This is a genomic window from Cupriavidus sp. HE11 (assembly GCF_056097175.1).
Genome location: NZ_CP184464.1, coordinates 3,334,239 through 3,356,450, shown reverse-complemented (window position 1 = coordinate 3,356,450; position 22,212 = coordinate 3,334,239). Strand labels below are relative to the sequence as shown.

The 22,212-nt window shown below is 64.5% G+C and carries 21 protein-coding genes and 2 tRNA genes; 5 read left to right on the top strand and 18 right to left on the bottom strand.

The features are described from left to right. Positions 1 to 38 precede the first annotated feature (38 nt). Together ACOABP_RS15615 and ACOABP_RS15610 are read right to left on the bottom strand one after the other, a co-directional pair. A complete protein-coding gene (locus tag ACOABP_RS15615; protein ID WP_066738513.1) occupies positions 39 to 428 on the bottom strand; it encodes a hypothetical protein in 390 nt (129 codons plus the stop codon). Between the two features lie 423 nt (positions 429 to 851). Then, complete coding sequence (locus ACOABP_RS15610) at positions 852 to 1,280, bottom strand: hypothetical protein (RefSeq protein WP_474226000.1); 429 nt, start codon at positions 1,278 to 1,280, stop codon at positions 852 to 854. Positions 1,281 to 1,595: 315 nt separating this feature from the next. Between ACOABP_RS15610 and ACOABP_RS15605 the strand changes: the two genes are divergently transcribed. Then, positions 1,596 to 1,856, top strand: coding sequence for a hypothetical protein (locus ACOABP_RS15605; RefSeq protein WP_101682162.1), 261 nt, complete (start codon positions 1,596 to 1,598; stop codon positions 1,854 to 1,856). Between the two features lie 54 nt (positions 1,857 to 1,910). Here ACOABP_RS15605 and eno read toward each other — a convergent pair whose 3' ends face one another. Then, positions 1,911 to 3,188 (bottom strand): phosphopyruvate hydratase, encoded by a 1,278-nt coding sequence (gene eno / locus ACOABP_RS15600; RefSeq protein ID WP_474225999.1) that lies wholly within the window; start codon positions 3,186 to 3,188, stop codon positions 1,911 to 1,913. 129 nt (positions 3,189 to 3,317) lie between these two features. Here eno and ACOABP_RS15595 point away from each other — a divergent pair, with 129 nt between their 5' ends. Next, entirely contained in the window at positions 3,318 to 4,196 is an 879-nt protein-coding gene (locus ACOABP_RS15595) for a LysR substrate-binding domain-containing protein (RefSeq protein WP_474225997.1), read from the top strand. A gap of 53 nt (positions 4,197 to 4,249) precedes the next feature. Here ACOABP_RS15595 and ACOABP_RS15590 read toward each other — a convergent pair whose 3' ends face one another. The 3 genes from ACOABP_RS15590 to ACOABP_RS15580 all read right to left on the bottom strand — a co-directional run bounded on the left by ACOABP_RS15590 (position 4,250) and on the right by ACOABP_RS15580 (position 7,030). Beyond that, entirely contained in the window at positions 4,250 to 4,678 is a 429-nt protein-coding gene (locus tag ACOABP_RS15590; protein ID WP_474225996.1) for a TOBE domain-containing protein, read from the bottom strand. A gap of 124 nt (positions 4,679 to 4,802) precedes the next feature. Continuing rightward, entirely contained in the window at positions 4,803 to 6,263 is a 1,461-nt protein-coding gene (locus tag ACOABP_RS15585) for a sensor histidine kinase (protein ID WP_474225995.1), read from the bottom strand. Then, a complete protein-coding gene (locus tag ACOABP_RS15580; RefSeq protein ID WP_474225993.1) occupies positions 6,260 to 7,030 on the bottom strand; it encodes a response regulator transcription factor in 771 nt (256 codons plus the stop codon). Before ACOABP_RS15580 ends, ACOABP_RS15585 begins: the two co-directional genes overlap by 4 nt. A 178-nt stretch (positions 7,031 to 7,208) precedes the next feature. On the opposite strand from ACOABP_RS15580, the gene msrB reads away from it, so the two are divergent. The 3 genes from msrB to msrA all read left to right on the top strand — a co-directional run bounded on the left by msrB (position 7,209) and on the right by msrA (position 10,497). Beyond that, positions 7,209 to 7,727 carry a peptide-methionine (R)-S-oxide reductase MsrB gene (gene msrB, locus ACOABP_RS15575; RefSeq protein ID WP_474225991.1) on the top strand — a complete coding sequence of 173 codons (519 nt, stop codon included), beginning with the start codon at positions 7,209 to 7,211 and terminating at the stop codon, positions 7,725 to 7,727. Positions 7,728 to 7,801: 74 nt separating this feature from the next. Beyond that, on the top strand, positions 7,802 to 9,694 hold the full coding sequence (locus tag ACOABP_RS15570) for a cytochrome c biogenesis protein DipZ (RefSeq protein WP_474225990.1): 1,893 nt from the start codon (positions 7,802 to 7,804) through the stop codon (positions 9,692 to 9,694). A 71-nt stretch (positions 9,695 to 9,765) separates the two neighbouring features. Beyond that, entirely contained in the window at positions 9,766 to 10,497 is a 732-nt protein-coding gene (msrA, locus tag ACOABP_RS15565) for a peptide-methionine (S)-S-oxide reductase MsrA (RefSeq protein WP_474225988.1), read from the top strand. 342 nt (positions 10,498 to 10,839) lie between these two features. Here the strand turns inward: msrA and ACOABP_RS15560 are convergent. The 12 genes from ACOABP_RS15560 to ACOABP_RS15505 form a co-directional block, all read right to left on the bottom strand. Beyond that, positions 10,840 to 10,916: transfer RNA gene (locus ACOABP_RS15560), tRNA-Pro, on the bottom strand. Positions 10,917 to 10,972: 56 nt separating this feature from the next. Continuing rightward, the gene (locus ACOABP_RS15555; protein ID WP_474225987.1) at positions 10,973 to 11,410 is read right to left on the bottom strand and encodes a MerR family transcriptional regulator; all 438 of its coding nucleotides are present in this window, start codon (positions 11,408 to 11,410) and stop codon (positions 10,973 to 10,975) included. A 207-nt stretch (positions 11,411 to 11,617) separates the two neighbouring features. Continuing rightward, on the bottom strand, positions 11,618 to 12,034 hold the full coding sequence (locus ACOABP_RS15550) for an integration host factor subunit alpha (RefSeq protein ID WP_066738541.1): 417 nt from the start codon (positions 12,032 to 12,034) through the stop codon (positions 11,618 to 11,620). Positions 12,035 to 12,109: 75 nt separating this feature from the next. Then, positions 12,110 to 14,557 carry a phenylalanine--tRNA ligase subunit beta gene (pheT, locus tag ACOABP_RS15545; RefSeq protein ID WP_474225986.1) on the bottom strand — a complete coding sequence of 816 codons (2,448 nt, stop codon included), beginning with the start codon at positions 14,555 to 14,557 and terminating at the stop codon, positions 12,110 to 12,112. A gap of 66 nt (positions 14,558 to 14,623) precedes the next feature. Continuing rightward, the gene (gene pheS / locus ACOABP_RS15540) at positions 14,624 to 15,649 is read right to left on the bottom strand and encodes a phenylalanine--tRNA ligase subunit alpha (protein ID WP_474227857.1); all 1,026 of its coding nucleotides are present in this window, start codon (positions 15,647 to 15,649) and stop codon (positions 14,624 to 14,626) included. Positions 15,650 to 15,904: 255 nt separating this feature from the next. Continuing rightward, the gene (rplT, locus tag ACOABP_RS15535; RefSeq protein WP_008650487.1) at positions 15,905 to 16,261 is read right to left on the bottom strand and encodes a 50S ribosomal protein L20; all 357 of its coding nucleotides are present in this window, start codon (positions 16,259 to 16,261) and stop codon (positions 15,905 to 15,907) included. Positions 16,262 to 16,289: 28 nt separating this feature from the next. Continuing rightward, the gene (gene rpmI / locus ACOABP_RS15530; protein WP_006575466.1) at positions 16,290 to 16,487 is read right to left on the bottom strand and encodes a 50S ribosomal protein L35; all 198 of its coding nucleotides are present in this window, start codon (positions 16,485 to 16,487) and stop codon (positions 16,290 to 16,292) included. Positions 16,488 to 16,667: 180 nt separating this feature from the next. Next, positions 16,668 to 17,189 carry a translation initiation factor IF-3 gene (infC, locus tag ACOABP_RS15525; RefSeq protein ID WP_474227856.1) on the bottom strand — a complete coding sequence of 174 codons (522 nt, stop codon included), beginning with the start codon at positions 17,187 to 17,189 and terminating at the stop codon, positions 16,668 to 16,670. A 47-nt stretch (positions 17,190 to 17,236) separates the two neighbouring features. Further along, the gene (gene thrS / locus ACOABP_RS15520) at positions 17,237 to 19,144 is read right to left on the bottom strand and encodes a threonine--tRNA ligase (RefSeq protein ID WP_474227855.1); all 1,908 of its coding nucleotides are present in this window, start codon (positions 19,142 to 19,144) and stop codon (positions 17,237 to 17,239) included. Between the two features lie 347 nt (positions 19,145 to 19,491). Continuing rightward, positions 19,492 to 19,568, bottom strand: a tRNA-Val gene (locus ACOABP_RS15515). A 21-nt stretch (positions 19,569 to 19,589) separates the two neighbouring features. Beyond that, a complete protein-coding gene (locus ACOABP_RS15510) occupies positions 19,590 to 21,821 on the bottom strand; it encodes a RelA/SpoT family protein (protein ID WP_474225984.1) in 2,232 nt (743 codons plus the stop codon). A gap of 15 nt (positions 21,822 to 21,836) precedes the next feature. Further along, positions 21,837 to 22,199 carry a RidA family protein gene (locus ACOABP_RS15505; RefSeq protein ID WP_066738555.1) on the bottom strand — a complete coding sequence of 121 codons (363 nt, stop codon included), beginning with the start codon at positions 22,197 to 22,199 and terminating at the stop codon, positions 21,837 to 21,839. Positions 22,200 to 22,212: the final 13 nt, after the last annotated feature.

Here is a 22,212-nt window from a genome sequence, read left to right as displayed (position 1 = left end):
TGAAGCCGCGTATTGCGACGGCCTGGGATACGTCGGCTTCAGTCGTCGTCGATGACGTCGTCGTCATCGATATCGCGCAGCGGCGGTGGGTCGTCGCCGTCGTCCGTCAGATCATCGTCGGCCCCGTCGCCACGCGCGCGGAATTCCAGTCCGAGACGCAGGAAGAGGTCAAACGCATCGGCCAGCAGGTGCTTTTGGCGCGGCAGCAGGCTTGCATATGGCATGTCGTAGATCGACTGATGCGTGCCGCGTGCCCCCTTGAGCCCGCGGTCTCGTGCGATGTCAGACAGCAGCGCGGCAAAGCCCGAGAGATCCTGCGCCGCCAGCGCGGTGTTCAGCACCCTGGCAATGACCTGTGGGGATGCACCCGACCATCCAATGACTTCGGCATTGGAGGCGGCATCGTGAGAGATATCGCTAATGTCCATAATTGTCTTAACGGTACAAGAGCGCGCCGTCTTGAGGTGACATCGCTATCGCAATCAACGTCGCCCCTTTTGCTCGGCGAAGTCAGTGCCGTTTTCCACGGTGAGGCGCCGGCCTGGACGGACGCTCCGGCGCCGCAGCGACAGGAGCGTGAGGAACCTGGCGATATTTTGGCGCGCCGTCCGGCCCTTGACGGGCCTCCAGGTGATTGCGCGCGCCACACAGCGGGCAGCGAAACAACGGGCCCTGCCCTTCGTTCCGGATTTCCACCTCGTCGGGCGCCCATTGCGCACCGCAAGGCTGGTTCTGGCAGACAAACATCATGAACTCCAAATGAAGCGAGTCATCGTATCACGCAGGCATCACCGGTCGCACCGCGCGATGTCGTGATTTACGCCCCACGTCGGCGGGATGGCGTGACCGCCCTAGCCATTGTTCTGCACCCAGTGGCGAGCCCATGCACCAGCAGCCAGTCGCGCCTCGGCCGCGCTCAGAAACGTGGCCGGCGGGCCACCCGCTTCCTGCACCACGGCACCGGCTTCCCAGATATCGCACCACGCACGGTAGCGCTCCGGCGCCAGGGCCTGCCAGAACAGATGCACGACAAACCCACGGTACTCGAACATGTCCGACCCGCCGTCGGTCTCGTGCGACGCGGCCACCAGACGCACCGGCCTGGCAGGGGCTTGCCCTGCTTCATCGGCATGTTCGGCATCCGGCGCGGCGGGCGTCCCGGCCGGCACCTTGCCGTATCGCGCCCGTTGGCCGCCCAGCCATGCACATAAGCCAGCCGTGATGGCACCCGTCAGCAATCCCGCAGCAAACCAGCAGGTCCTGCTTTCCCGTTCCAACATGCATAGCCTCCGCTTCGAGACGTCTCTCCGATGTCGAGATGCGCCGGAAGATCGGAGGTTCCTGCACTTCAGGTTATACCAATCTGGGGATGGGTCAGCCTCGGAGTCGGCGATGGAGCGGCGACGGAGCGGCGATGGGTGGGATGGTGGCGCGATGCGATGTCGTCAATGGGAGACTTTTCTGAATCGGCGACCGGCAGGGAAAATTGAGAATCGGGCACGTGCATGGGCACGGCAAGGCCGCTATACTACTGTACGTTTATACAGTATTCGACTGACCGCCGTTTACCCGCACGCATTCGCCACCCGACCATCATGCCCGCCTACCAAGCCGCCTCGATCCTGCTGGAAGCCCATTACTTCGGCGACGATGCCGAGTTGCTGCGCCTGCCCTGTGACAGCGTCACGGTGCAGGGCGGCGCCATCGTAGTCGATGGCCTGGAAACGCGATTCCTGCGCGGCCTGCGATGGACGCCCGACTACCTGTCGTTCGAGGCCGGCGGCGACCATCATCGATATCCGGTCAGCCGCCCGGCAGTGGTGGGGCCGCAGGCCGCGCGCTTCGCGCTGCTCTAGATTCAACGGCCGCAGGGTTTCAGGGGCCTGCGGCGCCCCGCCCGCGCCGCCGCATCATCGCCGCAACGCTGCCCCGCCCGCATAGCGCGCCCGGTTGCCGAGCATGCGCTCGATGCGCAGCAACTGGTTGTACTTGGCCGTGCGATCGGCGCGCGACATCGACCCGGTCTTGATCTGCCCACAGCGTGTAGCCACGGCCAGATCGGCAATCGTGACATCCTCGGTCTCGCCCGAGCGATGCGACATCACTGCGGCATAGCCGTGACCATGGGCCACGCGTACCGTCTCCAGCATTTCGCTGAGCGTGCCAATCTGGTTGGGCTTGACCAGGATGGCGTTGGCGATGTGCCGGTCCACGCCTTCGCGCAGCAGCGTGGGATGGGTGCAGAACACATCGTCACCCACCAGCTGGCAACGCTTGCCCAGCCGCTGCGTCAGCAATTGCCAGCCTTCCGCGTCGTCTTCGGCCATGCCGTCCTCGATCGACACAATCGGGTAGCGCGCCACCAGGCCGGCCAGGTAGTCCACCTGTTCGGCCCGCGAACGCGTGACGCCTTCGCCCGCGTAGCGATACTGCCCATCGGCATACAGCTCGCTCGCGGCGGGGTCCATGGCCAGTGCGATGTCTTCGCCCGGCCGGTATCCGGCCCGGCCAATCGCTTCGACCAGGAAGTCCAATGCCGATTCGGCGGTGCGCAACTCCGGGGCAAAGCCGCCCTCGTCACCCACGTTCGTGTTGTGACCCGCCGACTTGAGCAGGCCACGCAGCGTATGGAATACCTCGGCGCTGGCGCGCACCGCATCGGCAAACGTGGCCGCGCCCACCGGGGCAATCATGAATTCCTGAGAATCGAGCGCGTTGTCGGCGTGGGCGCCGCCATTGATCACGTTGATCAGCGGCAGCGGCAACAGCGTGGCGCGCTCGCCGCCAAGGCTGGCGAACAGCGGCTGGCGCTTCGAGGCTGCCGCGGCCCGTGCCACGGCCAGCGACGCGCCGAGCATGGCGTTGGCGCCCAGCCGGCTTTTGTCCGGCGTGCCATCGACGTCGATCATGATGGTGTCGGCCTGCGCCTGATCGCGCGCATCGAGCCCCAGCAGCGCGTCGCGCAGGGTGGTGTCGACCGCCCGGACAGCCCGCGACACGCCGCGTCCCAGAAAGCGCCGCGGGTCACCGTCGCGTAGCTCCAGCGCTTCGCGCGCCCCGGTCGACGCGCCCGAGGGCACGATGGCGCGGCCGCTCGCGCCATCGGCCAGCACCACTTCCACCTCCACCGTCGGGTTGCCCCGGCTGTCCAGCACCTCCAGTCCCGTCACCGCCACGATCCGCGCCATGCCAACTCCCCGTCAAAGAATTTGAGAACTTCGTGAGAAAAATGTCGATGGGTGGATCGTAAAGAGCTTCCTGGACGGCGAATATCGAGTTATTTTCCTGAATTCGTCAGTTTTTCTCACCAAGTCATCATGCGCACCCTGCCCCCGATGTCCACGCTGCGCGCGTTCGAGGCCACGGCCCGAACCGGCTCCGTCACGCGCGCGGCCGAGGAGCTGTGCCGCACCCACGGCGCGGTCAGCCGGCAGCTGCGCCAATTGCAGGAGCACGCAGGCGTGGAACTGTTCGAGCGCGACGGCACCGGCGTGCGGCTCAACGACCACGGTCATGCGTTCCACGACGTGGTGCGCGCAGTGTTCGACCAGCTTGAACAAGGCTATGGCCGCGTTCTCGATCAGGCGCGAGGACCCACCTTGCATGTGGCCTGCAGCGCCACGTTCGCAATGCGCTGGCTGGTGCCGGAACTGGCGGATTTCTATCGTGTGCGGCCCGATATCCGGATTCGGCTATCGATGACGTCGGCCCGCGAGATGCGCACCGAGGGCGCCGATGTAGTGATTGCGTGGGATCTTTCGTCGTACCCCGCCGCCGACCGGCAGCGCGCGATGCCGCTGGCGCCGGTCCTGTTTGGCCCGGTCTGCACACCGGCTCATGCAAAACGGATCGCCACCGGCCAGCGCATCACGCACGACTTCACATCGAGTGCGTGGGATCAATGGGAAGCAAAGACCGGCAAGCGCATCGCGCCCCATGGCGGGCTGACGTTTCCGCATACCCACTTGTGCATCCAGGCAGCGCTGGCGGGGTTGGGGGTGGCGCTGGTGGAGCAGCGGCTGATACGTGCCGAACTGGATTCGGGCGCGCTGGTGGCGCCCTATGGCTTTACGGCGTTCGACAGCGGCCTGATGGCGGTACCGGCCGAACGTCCGGCCCGCGCCGACGTTCGCGCTGCCGACACTCACACCGATATCGCGGCATTCGTCGGCTGGCTACGCGAGCGTTTGCGCTAGCACGGGCATGCCCCTCGCCCGCGCGCGGCGCGGGCGAGGGGCAGAGCCGGCAATCAGGCGTCGATGCCGACGATGACGCTCGATGCCTTGAACATCGCCGCAGCGGCCTTGCCCACGGCCAGGCCCAGGCGATCGACGCTGTTGTTGGTAATGATGGCGGACACGGCCAGGCCGCTGGCATCGGTGATCGTCAAATCGGCGTTGACGGCACCCTTGGTCAGTTCGGTGACCTTGCCCTGCACCACATTGCGGGCCGACACCTTGCTGGCGTCGGCGTCGACCATCACGATGACCGACGTGGCCTTGACCAGCGCCACGGCCTTCTTGCCCTGCGTCAGGCCCAGACGCGCTGCGCTGTCGTGGGTCACGGTGGCGACGATCTGCTGGCCGCCAGCCAGCTTGATCACGATCTCGTCATTGACGGCGCCGGCCGTGGCTTGCACGACTTCGCCCGAAAACTGGTTACGCGCGCTGGTTTGCATGGTTTTTCTCCGTGTATGGCGTTATTGCGATGTCTCAATGCTGAGAGGCCACAGTCTGCCCCGCTTTCATGATGAAGGAAAGGCCCACCGACGGATGCCGTACATCACACGCGAGCCATGACCATCATGCCGCCTGGCGCCCCGCCGCCCGCAGCGCAAAGGTCAGCGTCGTGCCACCCTGCCGGTCCACCAGCCTGACCTGACTGCCATTCAGCTGCAGCATGCGCTGCACTATCAGCAGGCCCAGACCGCCGCCCCGATGCGCGCCGCCCGACGGAAACGGCCGCTGGAAGATCGACTCGCGCAGCGCCGGCGGAATGCCCGGCCCCGTATCGCTGACCGTAACCGCCACCTTGCCGTCCTGGCTGGCAAGGTCGATCTCGACCGTGCCGCCGGCCGGCGTATGCCGGATCGCGTTGTCCAGCAGATTGGTCAGCACGCGTTCGATCATGCCCAGGTCAGCCGACACGGCCGGCAGCGCTGGGGGTACCCCGGCGCGCAGTTGCAGGTGCTTGGCCTCGGCGGGCAGGGCGAATTTTTCGAGCACGTCCTGCGTCAGGTCAACCATCGAGAAATCCTCGGGCACGGCCTGCACCATGCCGTGTTCCAGACGCGCCAGTTCGAACAGCGCCTGCGCCAGGCCTCCCACCTTGGCGCTTTGCGCCAGCGCAATCGCCAGGTAGCGCTGGCGTTCCTCCGCGCTCAGGCTGTCGGCCTTGACCGACAACGTCTCCAGATAGCCGTGCAGCGATGTCAGCGGCGTACGCAGATCGTGCGAGATATTGGCTACCATCTCGCGCCGTTCCTGGTCCTGCTGCTTGAGCGCGCGCCACTGGCTGTCGATGCGATCCGACATCTGGCGAAACGCCGATTCCAGCGCGGCCATCTCGTCGCGCGGCACAGGCTCGGATGGCATGGCCTGCGGGTCGCCGCCGGTGTACGCATCGCCGGAGTCGAACTGCCGGATCTCGTTGGTCAGCCGCCGCAGCGGCCGTGTGATCAGCGCAAAAGCCACCAGACCGGCGATCAGGCCCAGCGAGGCCACCAGCGCCATCGACCACAGCGTGGTGCGCATGACCGAATCCTGCGACGCCCGTGCGGCCAGCCGGTCGTGCGTCTCGCCCATCAGCACCACGTAGATATAGCCGCCCTGCCGCAATGGCGCGGCGCTGAACACCTTGCGCCCGGACGCACTGCGCGGGTCGTCGCCAAGGATTGGCAGCGGGCCGCCTTCGATCAGCTTCTTCACCGGCGCCAGGTCCACCCGGTCACGGATCAGGTGGCCGCTCGGCGCGTCGTGCCCACGGATGTTGCCCTGGTCGTCCAGCAGGTAGACCTCGACGCTGGGGTTCACCACCATCAACTGGCCGAACAGCTGGCGCAGCGCCTGTGGCGCGATGGCGCTCTGGTCCTCCAGCAAGGCATTGCGCGCGATGTAGGCCGCCAGGCCGCGCGACAGGCTCTGGATCACCTCCTTCTCGTGCATGGCGTTGGCGCGCACCTGCAGCCAGGCCGACGCGCCGCAACAGGCCAGCAGCAGCGCCGCGAACACGGCGGACAGGCGCTGGGTCAGCGACAGCTTCACGATGCCTCCCCCTTGTCGGCCTTGCCCGGCTTGTCGCCCTCGTCGCCCAGCGGCGCCGCAGCCGGGTCGGCCACGAACCGGTAACCCCGGCGCCAGACGGTCAGGATGCGCATCGGCCGCGCCGGATCGGCCTCGATCTTGGTGCGCAGCCGGTTGATATGCGTGTTCACGGTGTGTTCATAGCCTTCGTGCTGATAGCCCCATACCGCGTTGAGCAGGTCCATGCGCGAGAAGACCTTGTCCGGATGGCGGGCAAAGAAGTACAGCAGGTCGAACTCGCGGGGCGTGAGATCGAGCCGCCGGCCATCGACCGAGGCCTGCCGTGCCAGCGGGTCGATGACCAGGCCCGCCAGTTCCAGGCTGCCCGCATCGGCGCGTACATCGCGGGCCATGGCCTCCACGCGCCGCAGCAGCGCCTTGACGCGCGCCACCAGCTCCAGCACCGAGAACGGCTTTGCCAGGTAGTCGTCGGCACCCAGTTCCAGGCCCAGGATGCGGTGGACTTCGCTGGACCGCGCGCTGGTGATGATGATCGGCGTGTAGCGGGTCATGGCGCGCGCGCGCCGGCAGATCTCCAGCCCGTCCACGCCCGGCAGCATCAGGTCCAGCACCAGCGCATCCCAGCCGCCCTGCTCCAGCAGGCGCAGCCCTTCGGCGCCGTCGGCGCTGTGCACGACCTCGTAGCGCTCGTCGCGCAAGTGCATCGCCAGCACATTGGCAATGCCGGCATCGTCTTCAACCAGCAGGATCCTTTTCGGGTGTTCCATGTTGTACCGGGTGGGCAGAAACTGACGGAAAGATTGGGCAATCGGGAAGCGGGAATGTGTCGCTATTGTGCAGAAATCCGCGCCGGCAGTTATCACGAATTGTTTAAGGTTCGGCGAGGACTCCGATACGCCCCGTTGCCTACCATCCGATCACCCCTTCCTGAGCACGGAGTCCACCATGCGCATCACCCGACGCTTTTTGCTGTCCGGCGGCACCCTGACCGCTGCAGTGGCCGCCGTGGGCGGCTGGCGCCTGCTGGCCGGCCCGGCCACCGCCGGTACTGCGCCCCAGGCGCCCGAGAAATTCGAAGTGACCATGAGCGAGACCGAATGGCGCAAGAAGCTGACGGCCGCCCAGTACGACGTGCTGCGCCAGGAGGGTACGGAACGGCCGTTCAGCAGCCCGCTGAACGACGAGCACCGCAAGGGCGTGTTTGCCTGCGCGGGCTGCCAGCTCGACCTGTTCTCGTCGACGACCAAGTTTGACAGCGGCACCGGCTGGCCCAGCTTCTGGGCGCCGCTGACCAATGCGGTGGGCACCACCCAGGACGTGTCGTTCGGGATGATCCGCACGGCCGTCCATTGCCGGCGCTGCGGCGGCCACCTGGGCCATGTATTCGACGATGGTCCCAAGCCCACCGGCCTGCGCTACTGCATGAACGGCGTGGCCATGACCTTCAGGCCGGCTGCGGCCTGACGCACCGCGATCCGTCGACCCATCGACCAATTTGCCTCCCGGCCTCCCGACCACCTGACCACGAGCACCACGCCATGTTGCTGCTGATACTTGCCTACCTGGGCGGGGTCCTGACGATCCTGAGCCCCTGCATCCTGCCCGTCCTGCCGTTCGTCTTCGCGCGGGCCGACCAGCCGTTCGTACGCAGCGGCCTGCCCCTGCTGGCCGGCATGGGCATCACGTTCGCCGGCGTGGCCACGCTGGCCGCGGTAGGCGGCGGCTGGGTGGCGCAGGCCAATGAACTGGGGCGCTGGCTTGCCATCGCGCTGCTGGCCGTGTTCGGCCTGACGCTGCTGCTGCCAGGCCTGGCCGAACGGCTGACCCAGCCGCTGGTACACGCGGGCAGCCGACTGACCAGCTTCGCCCAGGCGGACGGCCGTCCGGCCAGCCCCGCGTCGTCGTTCCTGCTTGGCATCGCCACCGGACTGCTCTGGGCGCCCTGCGCGGGCCCGATCCTGGGCCTGGTGCTGACCGGCGCCGCGCTGCAGGGCGCCAGCATCGGCACCACCCTGCTGCTGGTTGCCTATGCCGCCGGGGCGGCTACCTCGCTGGCCGTGGCGCTACTGGTGGGCGGCCGCGTGTTTGCCGCCATGAAGCGATCGCTGGGCGCGGGCGAATGGATCCGCCGCGGTATCGGCGCCGCCATGCTGCTGGGCGTGGCTGCCATCGCGCTCGGGCTCGATACGGGCATCCTCACACGCATTTCCACGGTAGCCACCGGTGGCCTGGAACAGCGGCTGGTCGACACGTTCGCGGGCCGCAAGGACGGCAGCGACGGTGCCGGCGGCGCGATGATGATGCAGGCGAAGCCACAGGCCATGGCACAGAACACCATGGCGATGTCGGCCACGCCCGAGGCTTCCGGCGGTTCGATGATGATGCGCGCGGCGGCCAGTCATGCGTCGAGCCTGCCAGTCGAGGGCCGGTTCCCCGGTGTCGATGGTGCCGTGGCCTGGCTGAATTCGCCCCCGCTGACGGCCGAAGCACTGCGTGGCAAGGTGGTGCTGGTCGACTTCTGGACATACTCGTGCATCAACTGCCTGCGCTCGCTGCCGTACGTGAAGGCGTGGGCCGAGAAATATCGCGACCAGGGGCTGGTGGTGATCGGCGTGCATGCGCCCGAGTTCGCCTTCGAGCGCAATGTCGACAACGTCCGCAAGGCCACGAAGGACCTGGGCGTGACCTATCCGGTCGCCATCGACAACAACTATGCCATCTGGCGCGCCTTCAATAACAACTACTGGCCGGCGCACTACTTCATCGACGCCCAGGGGCGCGTGCGCTTCCACCATTTTGGCGAAGGCGAGTACGACAAGTCCGAGCAGGTCATTCGCGAACTGCTGGCCGAGGCCGGTCACGGCGACATGGGCAAGCTGGGCAAGATGACCGTTGTCAGCACAGGGGCCCCGCAAGGCATGGCACAGGGTGCGGTACAGGGCAAAGCACAAGGCGTGGAGATGGCAGCCGATGCAAAGGCCGTGCAGTCACCCGAAACCTATGTCGGCTACGCGCGGGCCGAGAACTTCGCCTCGCCCGGCGGCGCCCGGGAGGACGCTACCAAGGACTACGCCGCGCCCAACGGACCCGCGCTGAACCAGTGGGGCCTGGCCGGCCAGTGGAATGTCGGCGAGGAACATGCATCGCTGGTGAAGCCCGATGGCCGCATCGTCTACCGCTTCCACGCCCGCGACCTGCACCTGGTGCTGGGCCCCGGCAGCGACGGCAAGCCGGTGCGATTCCGCGTAACGATCGACGGCCAGTCACCAGGTGCCTCGCACGGTACCGACGTGGCCGCCGACGGCACCGGCACGGTCACGGACCAGCGGCTCTACCAGCTGGTGCGCCAGGACGGCGCTATCCGCGACCGCACATTTGCCATCGAGTTTCTCGACCCCGGCGTGCAGGCCTACGCGTTCACGTTCGGCTGACCGACCCGATCCGCGAGATTCAAGCAACCCAAGCGATCCACACTGATTTCGACAGCGAAAGGAACATCACCATGACTGCCATCGCCAAGCTGCAACGCTGGACCCGCCCTACCACGCTGAAGATGATGGGACTGGCCTTCGTCGCGGCCATTGCCACCACGTATCGCGTGCCCGCCCTGTCGGCCGAGGATGCCGTGAAGATCCCTGCCCCCACCGTCGACGAAAAGCCGGGTGCCAGCCATTCCGCCACCGCTGTCTTTGCAGGCGGCTGCTTCTGGGGGGTGCAGGGAGTGTTCCAGCATGTACGTGGCGTTACTCTGGTCACATCCGGTTACGCGGGAGGCGCGGCCAATACGGCGCAATACGAGAAGGTGGGCACCGGCAATACCGGTCACGCCGAATCCGTGGAAATCCGTTACGACCCCACGCAGATTACCTACGGCAAGCTGCTGCAGGTGTTTTTCTCGGTCGCCCATAATCCGACGCAACTGAACTATCAGGGGCCGGATCACGGCACCCAATATCGCTCCGCCATTTTCCCGCTTACACCCGAGCAGAAATCGATTGCCGAAAGCTATATTGCGCAGCTGGGCAGCACCAGGGCCTGGCCGTCACCCATCGTGACGCGCGTGGAGCCCAACAAGCCGTTCTATGCCGCCGAGAGCTATCACCAGGACTATCTGGCCCGGAATCCGCGAGACATGTACATCGTCTTCAACGACTTGCCGAAAATCGGCAATCTGAAGAAGACGTTCCCGGACCTCTACCGGAACGATCCGGTGCTGGTATCGAAAGCGCAGTGAGGATGGGTGCGTTCAGCCGAGCACCTTGACCGCTGCGGTCACGATCCAGCCCACGGCCACACAGGCACCTACCCATCCACAACCAATCAGTAAGACGTCACGCCAGGTCATCAGTAAAAATGCAGCCGCACGATAAAGCCCATCGGGCGGCTTTTCATGAGATTGATGAATGGGGTTAAGGCTAGACCATCACAGACTCAGAACAATGTCTGAGATGTAAGGAAAAATTGCGGCTTGTTGGTCGCCGTGCCCTGTCGAACTGGCAAATCCGGCAATGCATTCGCCGAGAATCGGAAAAGACAAAGCCCGCGTAACCAATCGATTACGCGGGCTTTTATTTTCTGGTCGGGGCGAGAGGATTTGAACCTCCGACCACCTGCACCCCATGCAGGTACGCTACCAGGCTGCGCTACGCCCCGAAGAAGAACGAGATTATATCAGAGCCAACAGTAATGGCTAGTGGTTTGCAGTTAATTTATTCGTGCTTCGCGATCTGCTGCAGTTGCGCCAGCAGATGCTGGACTTCCACCAGCTCGCCGCGCAGCGTGTTCAGGTCGACCGACAGCACCGGCGGTTGCGCCGCGCCGGCCGGTTGCGATTCGATGGCCTGTGCCGGCATGGTCTCGGCAACGCCGTGATGGCGTCCCTCGTCGAGCCGATTGCGCGCCCCGTTGATCGTGAAGCCCTGCTCGTAGAGCAGTTCGCGAATCCGACGGATCAGCAGCACTTCATGATGCTGATAGTAACGGCGGTTGCCGCGGCGCTTCACGGGCTTAAGCTGGGTGAACTCCTGCTCCCAGTAGCGCAGCACGTGCGGCTTGACGGCGCAAAGCTCGCTGACTTCACCGATCGTGAAATAGCGTTTTGCGGGAATCGGCGGCAGCGCGACGCGCTCGCTGGATTTTTCCGTCATCGATGGGGAAGCTGATGTCAGCCCCGCCAGGGGCGAGACTCGGTTGGCGCGACCTACGCGCGGCATTGCAGGATACAGATAGCCACCGCCTCGGGCAATCCAACCGATGTGGCAATTTGATACAGATGTCTGCGCGCCGCGACGGTCGTCGTTCAACAGGTCACTGACGCGCACGCAATGCGCGCAGCGTCAGATCCTGCCGTGTCGTCAGCCCGGAAGCGCCACGTCGGCGCGTTCCTCGACCAGGCTCTTGAGCTTCTGGCTGGCGTGGAACGTCACCACACGGCGCGCGGTGATCGGAATGATCTCGCCCGTCTTGGGGTTGCGGCCGGGACGTTGCGCCTTGTCGCGCAACTGGAAGTTGCCGAAGCCGGACAGCTTCACGCTATCGCCCTTTTCCAGGGCTTCGCGAATCACGTCGAAGAAAGCTTCGACCATGTCCTTCGATTCGCGTTTGTTCAGGCCAACCTGGTCGAACAGCATTTCTGCGAGTTCGGCCTTGGTCAGGGTAGGCACCTCGGTAGCGCGGGCTTCCGGCGATGCATCGTCGAAGGAGGCAGCGTGCCGGTCGCTCGCCTCGCCCAGGTCTGCAGCATTCATGGAAATCGCGTCTCGATCGTTCATCCTTGATCGCTCTCTTGAATCTGTCTGGCGATCCGCCCGGGAGCTGTGCCCGGGCGCTCCAACTGCGATGGTGGCTTAACCGCGCAGACGGGCTTCGAAGCCCGTGGTCAGCGCGTCGACCATGCAACGCACCGCGCTGTCGACTGTCTCGTCCTGGAGGGTCGCCCCAGTATCTTGCAAGGTTACCCGGAAGGCAAGACTTTTCTCATCGGCGCCAATTGACGCCGATGCCGCCTTCGGACGGAACTCGTCGAACAGCACCAGGCTCTGGACAAAGTGGCCCGAGCCGGCCTTGTCCAGCGCCGCGCGCATGGCATCGATCATGTCCTGCACGCGCACCTGCTGCTTGACCACCACAGCCAGGTCACGCACGGCCGCCGGGAACTTTGAAATCTCCGTGTAGACCGGCAGCCCCACGTCGCGCAGCGCATCAAGTTCCAGCTCGAACACCACGGGCGCGTTGGTCAGTTCGTACTCCTGCAGCCAGCGCGGGTGAATTTCACCCACCACGCCGACGGGCTTGCCGTCGACGATCACGCGGGCGGCGCGGCCCGGGTGCAGCGCGGGATGCGCCACCGGCTCGAAGCGCGGCGTGCGCGGATGGAACAGCGCCTCCACGTCGCCCTTGATGTCGAAGAAGTCCACCGGGCGCGTTGCCACGCCCCACTGCTCTTCGAACGCCGGGCCGTAGGCGATGCCAGCCGCCATCATCGGCTGGCGGTAGCCAGCCACGGTCAGGCCGCCATCGGCCACGCTGGCGTCGCGATGGAACACGCGACCCACCTCGAACAGACGCACGCGCGCAGCCTTGCGGTTGAGGTTGTAGCGAACCTTGTCCACCAGGCCGCCGATCAGCGTGGAACGCATCACGGCCAGCTGGCTCGCGATCGGGTTCAGCAGGCGGATCGGGTTGCCATTGGCGGCAAAGTCGCGCTCCCACTGCTCTTCCACAAAGGCGAAGTTGATCACCTCGTTGAAGTCCCGGGCAGCCAGCGCGTGGCGCACCACGTGCTGCGAGCGGCGACCTTCGTTGGTCGGGCGCATTTCGCTCTCGGCGATCGGCGGACGCGCCACGATGCGCTCGAAACCGTAGATTCGCGCCACTTCCTCGATCAGGTCTTCCTCGATCTCGATGTCGAAGCGGTAGCTCGGCGGCGTCACCTCGAACACCTCGCCGTCAGCGCCCTGCGAACGCGTGAACGGCAGGTTCAGGCGCTGGAACACATCGGCGATTTCCGCCGACGACAGTTCGATACCGAGCACGCGCTCGGCACGTGCCACGCGCAGGGCCACGGGCTTGCGCTGCGGCAGGTTGACGATCTGGTCGTCGACCGGGCCGGCCTGGCCGCCGCAGATTTCAAGAATCAGCGCGCTGATGCGTTCGATATGTTCGACCGTGGTGGCGTAGTCCACGCCACGCTCGAAGCGATGCGCGGCATCGGTCGAGAAGTTGTAGCGGCGCGCACGGCCCTGGATGGCGTTTGGCCACCAGAATGCGGCTTCCAGATAGATATTCGTGGTGTCCAGCGACACGGCGGTGCTGTCGCCGCCCATGATACCGGCCAGGCTTTCGATCTCCTTGTCGTCGGAGATCACGCCAACCTGCTCGTCCACCTCTACGGTGTTGCCGTTCAGCAGCTTGAGCTGTTCGCCCTTGCGGCCCCAACGCACGTCGAGCCCGCCGTGGATCTTGTCCAGGTCGAACACGTGCGACGGACGGCCCAGTTCCAGCATCACGAAGTTCGAGATGTCGACCAGCGCCGAGATGCTGCGCTGCCCCGAGCGCTCCAGGCGCTGGACCATCCAGGCCGGCGTGGCCGCACGGGCGTTCACGCCGCGGATGATACGGCCCGAGAAACGGCCGCACAGGTCGGGCGCCGAGATCTTGACCGGCAGCTTGTCCTGCAGCGTCACGGCCACCGGCGACATGTCCGGCAGCGTCAGCGCGGCACCGGTCAGTGCCGATACTTCACGCGCCACGCCGTGGATCGACAGGCAGTCCGCCTTGTTCGGCGTCAGCTTGATCGTGAATACCTGGTCGTCCAGGTCCAGGTACTGGCGGATGTCCTGGCCTACCGGCGCATCGTCCGGCAGCACCAGCAGGCCGCCATGGTCTTCCGACAGCTTCAGTTCGCGGGCCGAGCAAAGCATGCCGAAGCTGTCCACGCCGCGGAGCTTGCCCACCTTGATTTCGAACGGCTTGCCGCCCTCTTCGGCCGGCGGCAGCACGGCACCCACCAGCGCGCAAGGCACCTTGATGCCCGGCTTCACATTGGGCGCGCCGCACACGATTTGCAGCGTCTCACCGGTGCCGGCGTCGACCTGGCAAACATTCAGGCGGTCGGCGTTGGGATGGCGTTCGGTCGCCAGCACGCTGGCCACCACGATCTTGTTGAACGGCGGCGCAACCGGGCCAACCTCTTCCACTTCCAGACCGGCCATGGTCAGGCTGTGCGACAGCGCGTCGGTCGAGATCTTTTCAGGATTGGCGAATGTGCGAAGCCAGGATTCCGAGAATTGCATGGCGCTTCTGATCCGGTAGGTATTCTGTGATGTCTTTGACGATATGCAGGCAGCGGGCTGCGGCGATCAGGCGAACTGGCGCAGGAAGCGCACGTCGCCCTCGAAGAACAGGCGCAGGTCGTTGATGCCATAGCGCAGCATCGTCAGGCGCTCCAGGCCGGAGCCGAACGCGAAGCCGATGTAGCGCTCGGGGTCCAGGCCCATGTTGCGCAGCACGTTCGGGTGCACCTGGCCCGAGCCGGAAATCTCCAGCCACTTGCCGTTGCCGAACGCCATGTCGATTTCGGCCGACGGTTCGGTGAACGGGAAGTACGACGGACGGAAGCGCACCTGGATATCGTCGCGCTCGAAGAACTTGCGCAGGAAATCGGTGTAGACGCCCTTCAGGTCGGCAAAGCTCACATCTTCGCCAATCCACAGGCCTTCCACCTGGTTGAACATCGGCGAGTGCGTGGCGTCGCTGTCCACGCGATAGGTGCGGCCCGGGCAAATCACCTTGATCGGCGGCATCGCCTTGCCGGCGTACTTCTGCACGTGCATGCGGGCATAGCGCACCTGCATCGGGCTGGTGTGGGTACGCAGCAGCAGGAGCTTGTCGTCGGTGTCGCGGCCGTCCACGTAGAACGTATCCTGCATCGAACGCGCCGGATGGTTGTCCGGGTTGTTCAGCGCGGTGAAGTTCATCCAGTCGGTTTCGATCTCGGGGCCATCGGCCACGTCGAAACCGATCGAGCCGAAGATCTGCTCGACGCGTTCCCACGTCCGCATCACCGGGTGTACGCTGCCGCGCGCCACGGCGCGGCCAGGCAGCGTCACGTCGATGGCCTCGGCGGCCAGGCGCGCGTTCATCAGCGCATCGGCCAGCGCCTGGCGGCGCGCCTGCAGCGCACCCTCCACCTGCTGCTTGACCTGGTTGATGCGGGCGCCCTCGGCCTTGCGGGCCTCCGGGTCCAGCTTGCCGAGACCCTTCAGCAGTTCAGTCAGCGCGCCGGTCTTGCCCAGGAAGCGGGCCTTTTCGTTTTCCAGCGTGGCGTTGTCGTTGGCCGCAGCGAAGGCGGCCTGTGCGTCGGCGACGATTTGATCCAGATCCAGGGACATGACGGCTATACGTGGACGGTACGTGGATGGTGCATAGGGAGGATTGGCACTGCCGCCGGGCGCGATACGCGATATGCAGTAGGTCGCACGCGGCGATGCATTGTCATTTCGGATGCGGTGCCGGCCTCGGGAGGCCCGCGTTCGGCACGGCATTCGAAATGAAAACGGGGCTCGGTGAGGAGCCCCGTTTCAGCAGACCTTGCGGTCGGTGCTTGCCCGGAAGCGCGTTACGCGCTTCCCGAACGGCCATCAGGCAACGGTGGCTTTCACCTGGTTGACGATGGCGGCAAAGGCAGGCTTGTCATGGATGGCCATGTCCGACAGCACCTTGCGGTCCAGTTCAATCGAAGCCTTCTTCAGGCCGTTCATGAACACGCTGTAGGTCATGCCATGCTCACGCGTCGCGGCATTGATACGTGCAATCCACAGAGCGCGGAACACGCGCTTCTTGTTGCGACGATCGCGGTACGCGTACTGGCCAGCACGCATGACCGCCTGCTTGGCGATACGGTAGACATTATTGCGACGGCCGCGGTAACCCTTGGCAGCGTCGATAACCTTCTTGTGACGGGCCCGTGCAGTGACCCCACGCTTGACTCGAGGCATGTAATACTCCTTTCGTTATCGTTTGGGGTTATGCGTAAGGCATCATTGCGCGAACCGACTTCAGGTTCGTCTCATGGACGTCCTGGGTGCCGCGCAGTTGACGCTTGTTCTTGGTGGTCTTCTTCGTCAGGATGTGACGCTTGAAGGCCTGGCCGCGCTTGAACGAACCGTTCGGGCGCGCCGTAAAGCGCTTGGAGGCGCTTTTCTTGGTCTTCATCTTAGGCATGAAAAACTCCAGCTCTATGACATGCATGCAGGTGGATGACTGTCGCCATCGCTTGCAAGACCCGCATTCACTTGTTTTTGTACGTGGCACCGGGGCGCAAACCCCGTACACCTCGCACGATTTCCGCACAGGACAACGCCGGGATACCCCCGGCATCCCGGCCGTCGCCCCGCACAGGAATTACTTCTTCTTCTTGGGAGCCAGCACCATCACCATCTGGCGACCTTCCATCTTCGGCATCTGCTCGACCTGACCCAGTTCTTCCAGATCAGACTTCAGACGCTCGAGCATGCGCGCGCCAATTTCCTGGTGGGCCATCTCACGACCGCGGAAACGCAGCGTGATCTTGGTCTTATCCCCTTCCTCCAGGAAGCGTCGCAGATTGCGCAGCTTGACGTTGTAGTCGCCATCATCCGTGCCAGGACGGAATTTCACTTCCTTGACCTGGATGATCTTCTGCTTGAGCTTGGCCTCATGGGCGCGCTTGGCTTCCTCGTACTTGAACTTGCCGTAGTCCATGATGCGGGCCACGGGAGGAGCCGCGTTAGGCGCGATCTCCACCAGATCCAAGTCCTTCTCCTCGGCCATGCGCAGTGCGTCCATGAACTTGACGATGCCGAGCTGCTCGTTATCAACCCCTACCAGGCGCAGCTCAGGCGCGCTGATTTCCCGGTTGATACGGTGACCTTTGTCTGTAGCGATGTTCCGTTACCTCAAGAAGACAAAAAAACAAGCCGTGCTTCACACCCTCAGGCTTTGCTGGCAACGTCGTTCTGAAGACGTTCCACAAATGCGGAAACGGGCATGACACCCAGATCCACATTGCCTCGGGCACGCACGGCCACTTGATTGGCGTCCCGCTCCTTGTCGCCCACCACTAGCAGGTAGGGAATCTTCTGGAGCGAGTGCTCGCGGATTTTATACGTAATTTTCTCGTTACGCAAATCCGCCTTGGCCCTAAACCCTTGTTTTTGCAAGAGTTGCACGACGCTTTCGGCATATTCCGACTGCGATTCGGCGATATTCATGACCACGACCTGCTCCGGAGCCAGCCAGGCGGGCAGCGCACCTGCGTGATTTTCCAGCAAGATGCCCAGGAAGCGCTCAAACGAACCGAGGATTGCGCGGTGCAGCATGACCGGACGCTTCCGGCCATTGTCGTCCGCAACGTATTCCGCACCCAGGCGCTCCGGCAGCACCAGGTCGAGTTGCAGCGTACCGCACTGCCACGAACGGCCAATCGCATCCTTGATGTGGTACTCGACCTTCGGACCATAGAAGGCGCCCTCGCCCGGCAGTTCTTCCCACTCCACACCACAGGCACGGAGCGCCAGGCGCAGACCGTCTTCGGCGTGATCCCAGACGGCATCCGAGCCGGCGCGCTTTTCCGGGCGCAGCGACAACTTGACCTTGACGTCCTTGAAGCCAAAGTCGTCATACACCGAGAACGCGAGTTCGTTAAACGCCTTCGCTTCCTCGACGATCTGCTCTTCCGTGCAGAAGATATGTGCATCATCCTGCACAAAACCACGCACGCGCATCAGGCCATGCAGCGCGCCCGACGGCTCGTTGCGGTGGCACGACCCGAACTCGGCAAAGCGCAGCGGCAGGTCGCGATACGAACGCAGGCCATGATTGAAGATCTGGACATGTCCCGGGCAGTTCATCGGCTTGATCGCGTAGTCGCGCTTTTCCGATTCCGTGACGAACATGTTTTCCTTGTAGTTCTCCCAATGGCCAGACTTTTCCCAGAGAGAACGATCCATCACCTGCGGCGTACGCACTTCCTGATAACCGGCTTCCGTCAGACGGCCGCGCATATATTGCTCGACGGACTGCCAGACGCTCCAGCCCTTCGGGTGCCAGAACACCATGCCGGGCGCCTCTTCCTGCAGATGGAACAGGTCCAGCGTTTTGCCCAGGCGGCGGTGGTCGCGCTTCTCGGCCTCCTCCAGCATCGTCAGGTACGCTTCCTGGTCTTCCTTTTTAGCCCAGGCCGTGCCGTAGATGCGCTGGAGCATCTCGTTGTTCGAGTCGCCGCGCCAGTAGGCGCCGGCCACCTTCATCAGCTTGAAGACCTTCAGCTTGCCCGTCGACGGCACGTGCGGGCCACGACACAGATCGACAAAGCTGCCTTCGCGATACAGGCCGATTTCCTGGTCGGCCGGAATCGACGCGATGATCTCGGCCTTGTACTTCTCGCCCATCGACTCGAACAGTGCCACCGCCTCGTCGCGGTTCCACACTTCGCGCGTGACCTTCTCGTCCTTGCGGGCCAGTTCCGTCATCTTCTTCTCGATGGCGGCGAGATCCTCGGGCGTGAAAGGACGCTTGTAGGAAAAGTCGTAGTAGAAGCCGTTCTCGATGACCGGGCCGATCGTAACCTGCGCATCCGGGAACAGTTCCTTGACCGCGTAGGCCAGCAAGTGGGCCGTCGAGTGACGGATCACGTCGACGCCATCGGCGTCCTTGTCCGTGACGATAGCCAGCGAAGCATCCTGGTCGATCGTGTAGCTCGTATCGACCATGCGACCGTCGACCTTGCCGGCGAGCGCCGCCTTGGCCAGGCCCGAGCCGATGCTCTGCGCCACTTCGGCCACCGTGACGGGACCGGGGTATTCGCGACGGGAACCGTCCGGCAGCGTGATTGCGATCATCATTGCACCTCTTGTGGATTCCACCGCGCCGGCGTCTCGGTGCCTGGCGGGAGGACAAAGCAACTTTTGTGGCGCCGGGCCACCAGATGCGGCGAACGCGCGCATCGAACAACACCGGCAACGGAAATCTCTCGGGCTGACCCGCACCCGAAACCGGGCGACGCGGCAGCTTAGCAGCACGCTGGCAAACGACAGACGAAAAAAAACGCGGCCAAGGCCGCGTTTTTCTGTGTTTCCCCGCATCCTGCACGGGTCGAAGGCGCACCTCGACTACTGTCGCTAACCAGCGGTAGTAGTTCGAGTTGTCATGTTCATGGTGCGCTTCCGGCGTTGTACTGCATGTTCGTTGGTAGGCTCGATTGGACTCGAACCAACGACCCCCACCATGTCAAGGTGGTGCTCTAACCAGCTGAGCTACGAGCCTAGCGAAGCGCAGAGTATAACCTTATTTCCGCCGGGCGTGCAACACCCCCTGCACTTCCTCGATCAGCGACAGTGCGCGCTGCAGCTGCGTGGCCTCGGAAACCTCCGCCGTAAACTGCATGCGTGCCACGCCCTTGCTCGACAGCGTCTTCACGCCCGTCACGTTGATTTTCTCCCGCGACAGCACTTCGGAGATATCGCGCAACAGGCCCTGGCGATCCACCGCTTCCACCTGGATATCGACCGGATACACCGCGTCGCTGCGCTTGCCCCACTCTGTCTGGATCACGCGCTCGGGCGCCCGTGCCGACAACTGAAGGAACGTGCTGCAGTTACGGCGATGGATCGACACCCCGCGCCCGCGCGTGACAAAACCAACGATCTCGTCGGGCGGGGCCGGCTTGCAGCAACGCGACATCTGCGTCATCAGCGAATCCACACCCACCACCAGCACGCCGCTCTTGGCGCCCCGGGCCACGCTGGTCGCGCGGCTCTTCTTGGTGACGGCCTCTTCCTCGCTGAACTGTGGCTGCGCCTCGCCTTCCGGGTGACGCAACGCATGCTCCACATGGCGCAGGCTGAACTCCTCCTTGGCCACGGCCGCGTAGAGATCGTCGGTCGACTTGAAGTTGAGGCGCGTGGCCAGGTCGTCCAGGTTGACCGCCGTCTTGCCCTCGCGCTGCAGCGTCTTTTCGATCAGCGCGCGGCCCTGCGCCAGCGTTTCCTGGGAATCAAGCGCATTGAACCAGGCCCGCACCTTGGCTCGCGCGCGATTGCTCGCCAGATAGCCAAGCTCGGGATTCAGCCAGTCGCGCGAAGGCCCGCCCTGCTTGACCGCCACGATCTCCACGGTCTGCCCGTTCTTGAGCGGCGTGTTCAGCGGCACCATCGACCCATCCACACGCGCGCCACGGCACCGGTGGCCCAGGTCGCTGTGCAGGTAGTACGCAAAGTCCACCGGGGTGGCGCCGTGCGGCAGCGCCACCACACGCGCCTGCGGCGTCAGCACGTAGATATGGTCGTCGATGGCCGCATGCTTGAGCTGCTCCCACGGCGAATCTTCGTGCGCCACGGTGTGGTCGGCCTCGTCCTTCCAGGCCAGCAGCTGCCGCAGCCAGGCGATCTTCTCGTCGTAGGTATTGTCGGCGGCAAACTGGCCGCTATAGCCCTTGCCGCCCGCCTCCTTGTAGCGCCAGTGCGCGGCCACGCCGTACTCGGCAAAGTGGTGCATCTCCTGCGTGCGGATCTGCACTTCGAAGGCGCGCCCATCGTCGCCGATCACCACGGTATGCAGCGACTTGTAGCCGTTCGCTTTCGGCCGCGAGATATAGTCGTCGAACTCGCGCGGAATCGGCTGCCAGATATGGTGGACGATCCCCAGGACCGTGTAGCAGTCCTTGATGTCGTCGACGATCACGCGGAACGCGCGCACGTCGTACAGGTCGGCAAAGTCGAGTTCCTTGCCGCGCATCTTCTTCCAGATGCTGTAGATGTGCTTGGGCCGGCCCGTTACCTCGGCGCGGATGCCGGCCGAGGCCAGTTCCGACTGCAGGCGACCGATGGCCTGCGCGATATAGCCTTCGCGCTCGATACGTTTTTCGTCCAGCAGCTTGGCGATGCGCTTGTAGGTATCGGGCTGCTCGAAGCGGAACGCCAGGTCTTCCAGCTCCCACTTCACCTGCCAGATTCCCAGCCGGTTGGCCAGCGGCGCATAGATGTCCAGCGTCTCGCGGGCCACGCCGGACAACGGCGGGGTCTTGGTCTGCGCCAGCCAGCGCAGCGTTTGCAGGCGCGACGCCAGCCGCACCAGCACCACGCGGATATCCTGCGCAAACGCCAGCAGCATCTTGCGCAAGGCCTCGACCTGCTCGTGACGCGCGGCCACCTGCGATTTCGACGACTCCGACACATCGGCCTGCGTTACCGCAATGGCGCCGATGCGCAGCAGCTGGCGCACGCCCTTCACCAGGCGCACCACCTCCTCGCCAAACCTGGGTTCGATCTGGGCCTCGGCGTCGGGCACGAAGGCCGCCGCCGCGAACAGGCAGGCCGCGGCCCGCGCGGCATCGTCCACCCGCAGGCCGTCCAGGATGCGCAGCATCCCTTCGGCGTGCGACAGTACGCTTTCCCCGGTAGGCAACAGCACAGGGTTTTCGCCGTCGGCCACGTCGCGCACAAAGGCCAGTGCGCGCTCGACAAGCCCGGCATCCGGAATGCCCGCGGTCTGACCCGTCAGCTCCGTTGACGTCACCATGTCACAACGCCTGCATCAGTTGAGGGCGGCCGTCACCACCACTTCGATCAGGTAGTCGGGATTGGCCAGCTTTGCTTCCACCGTGGCGCGCGGGGGCGTGTTGCCCTGGGGCACCCATTCGTCCCACACCTCGTTCATCTCGCCAATGCGGGTGACGTCGGTCAGGAAAATCTGGCACATCAGGATGCGCGTCTTGTCGCTGCCGGCCTCGGCCAGCAGGCGGTCGATATGACCGAGCACCTCGCGGGTCTGGCCGCGCAGGTCGGCCTTGGGGTCGACCTCGGGCACCTGGCCGGCCAGGTAGACCACGCCGTTGTAGACCGCGTATTCGGACAGACGCTTGCCCACATGGGCGCGCTTGAGGGTGTTGGTGCTCATATCAGATTCTTCT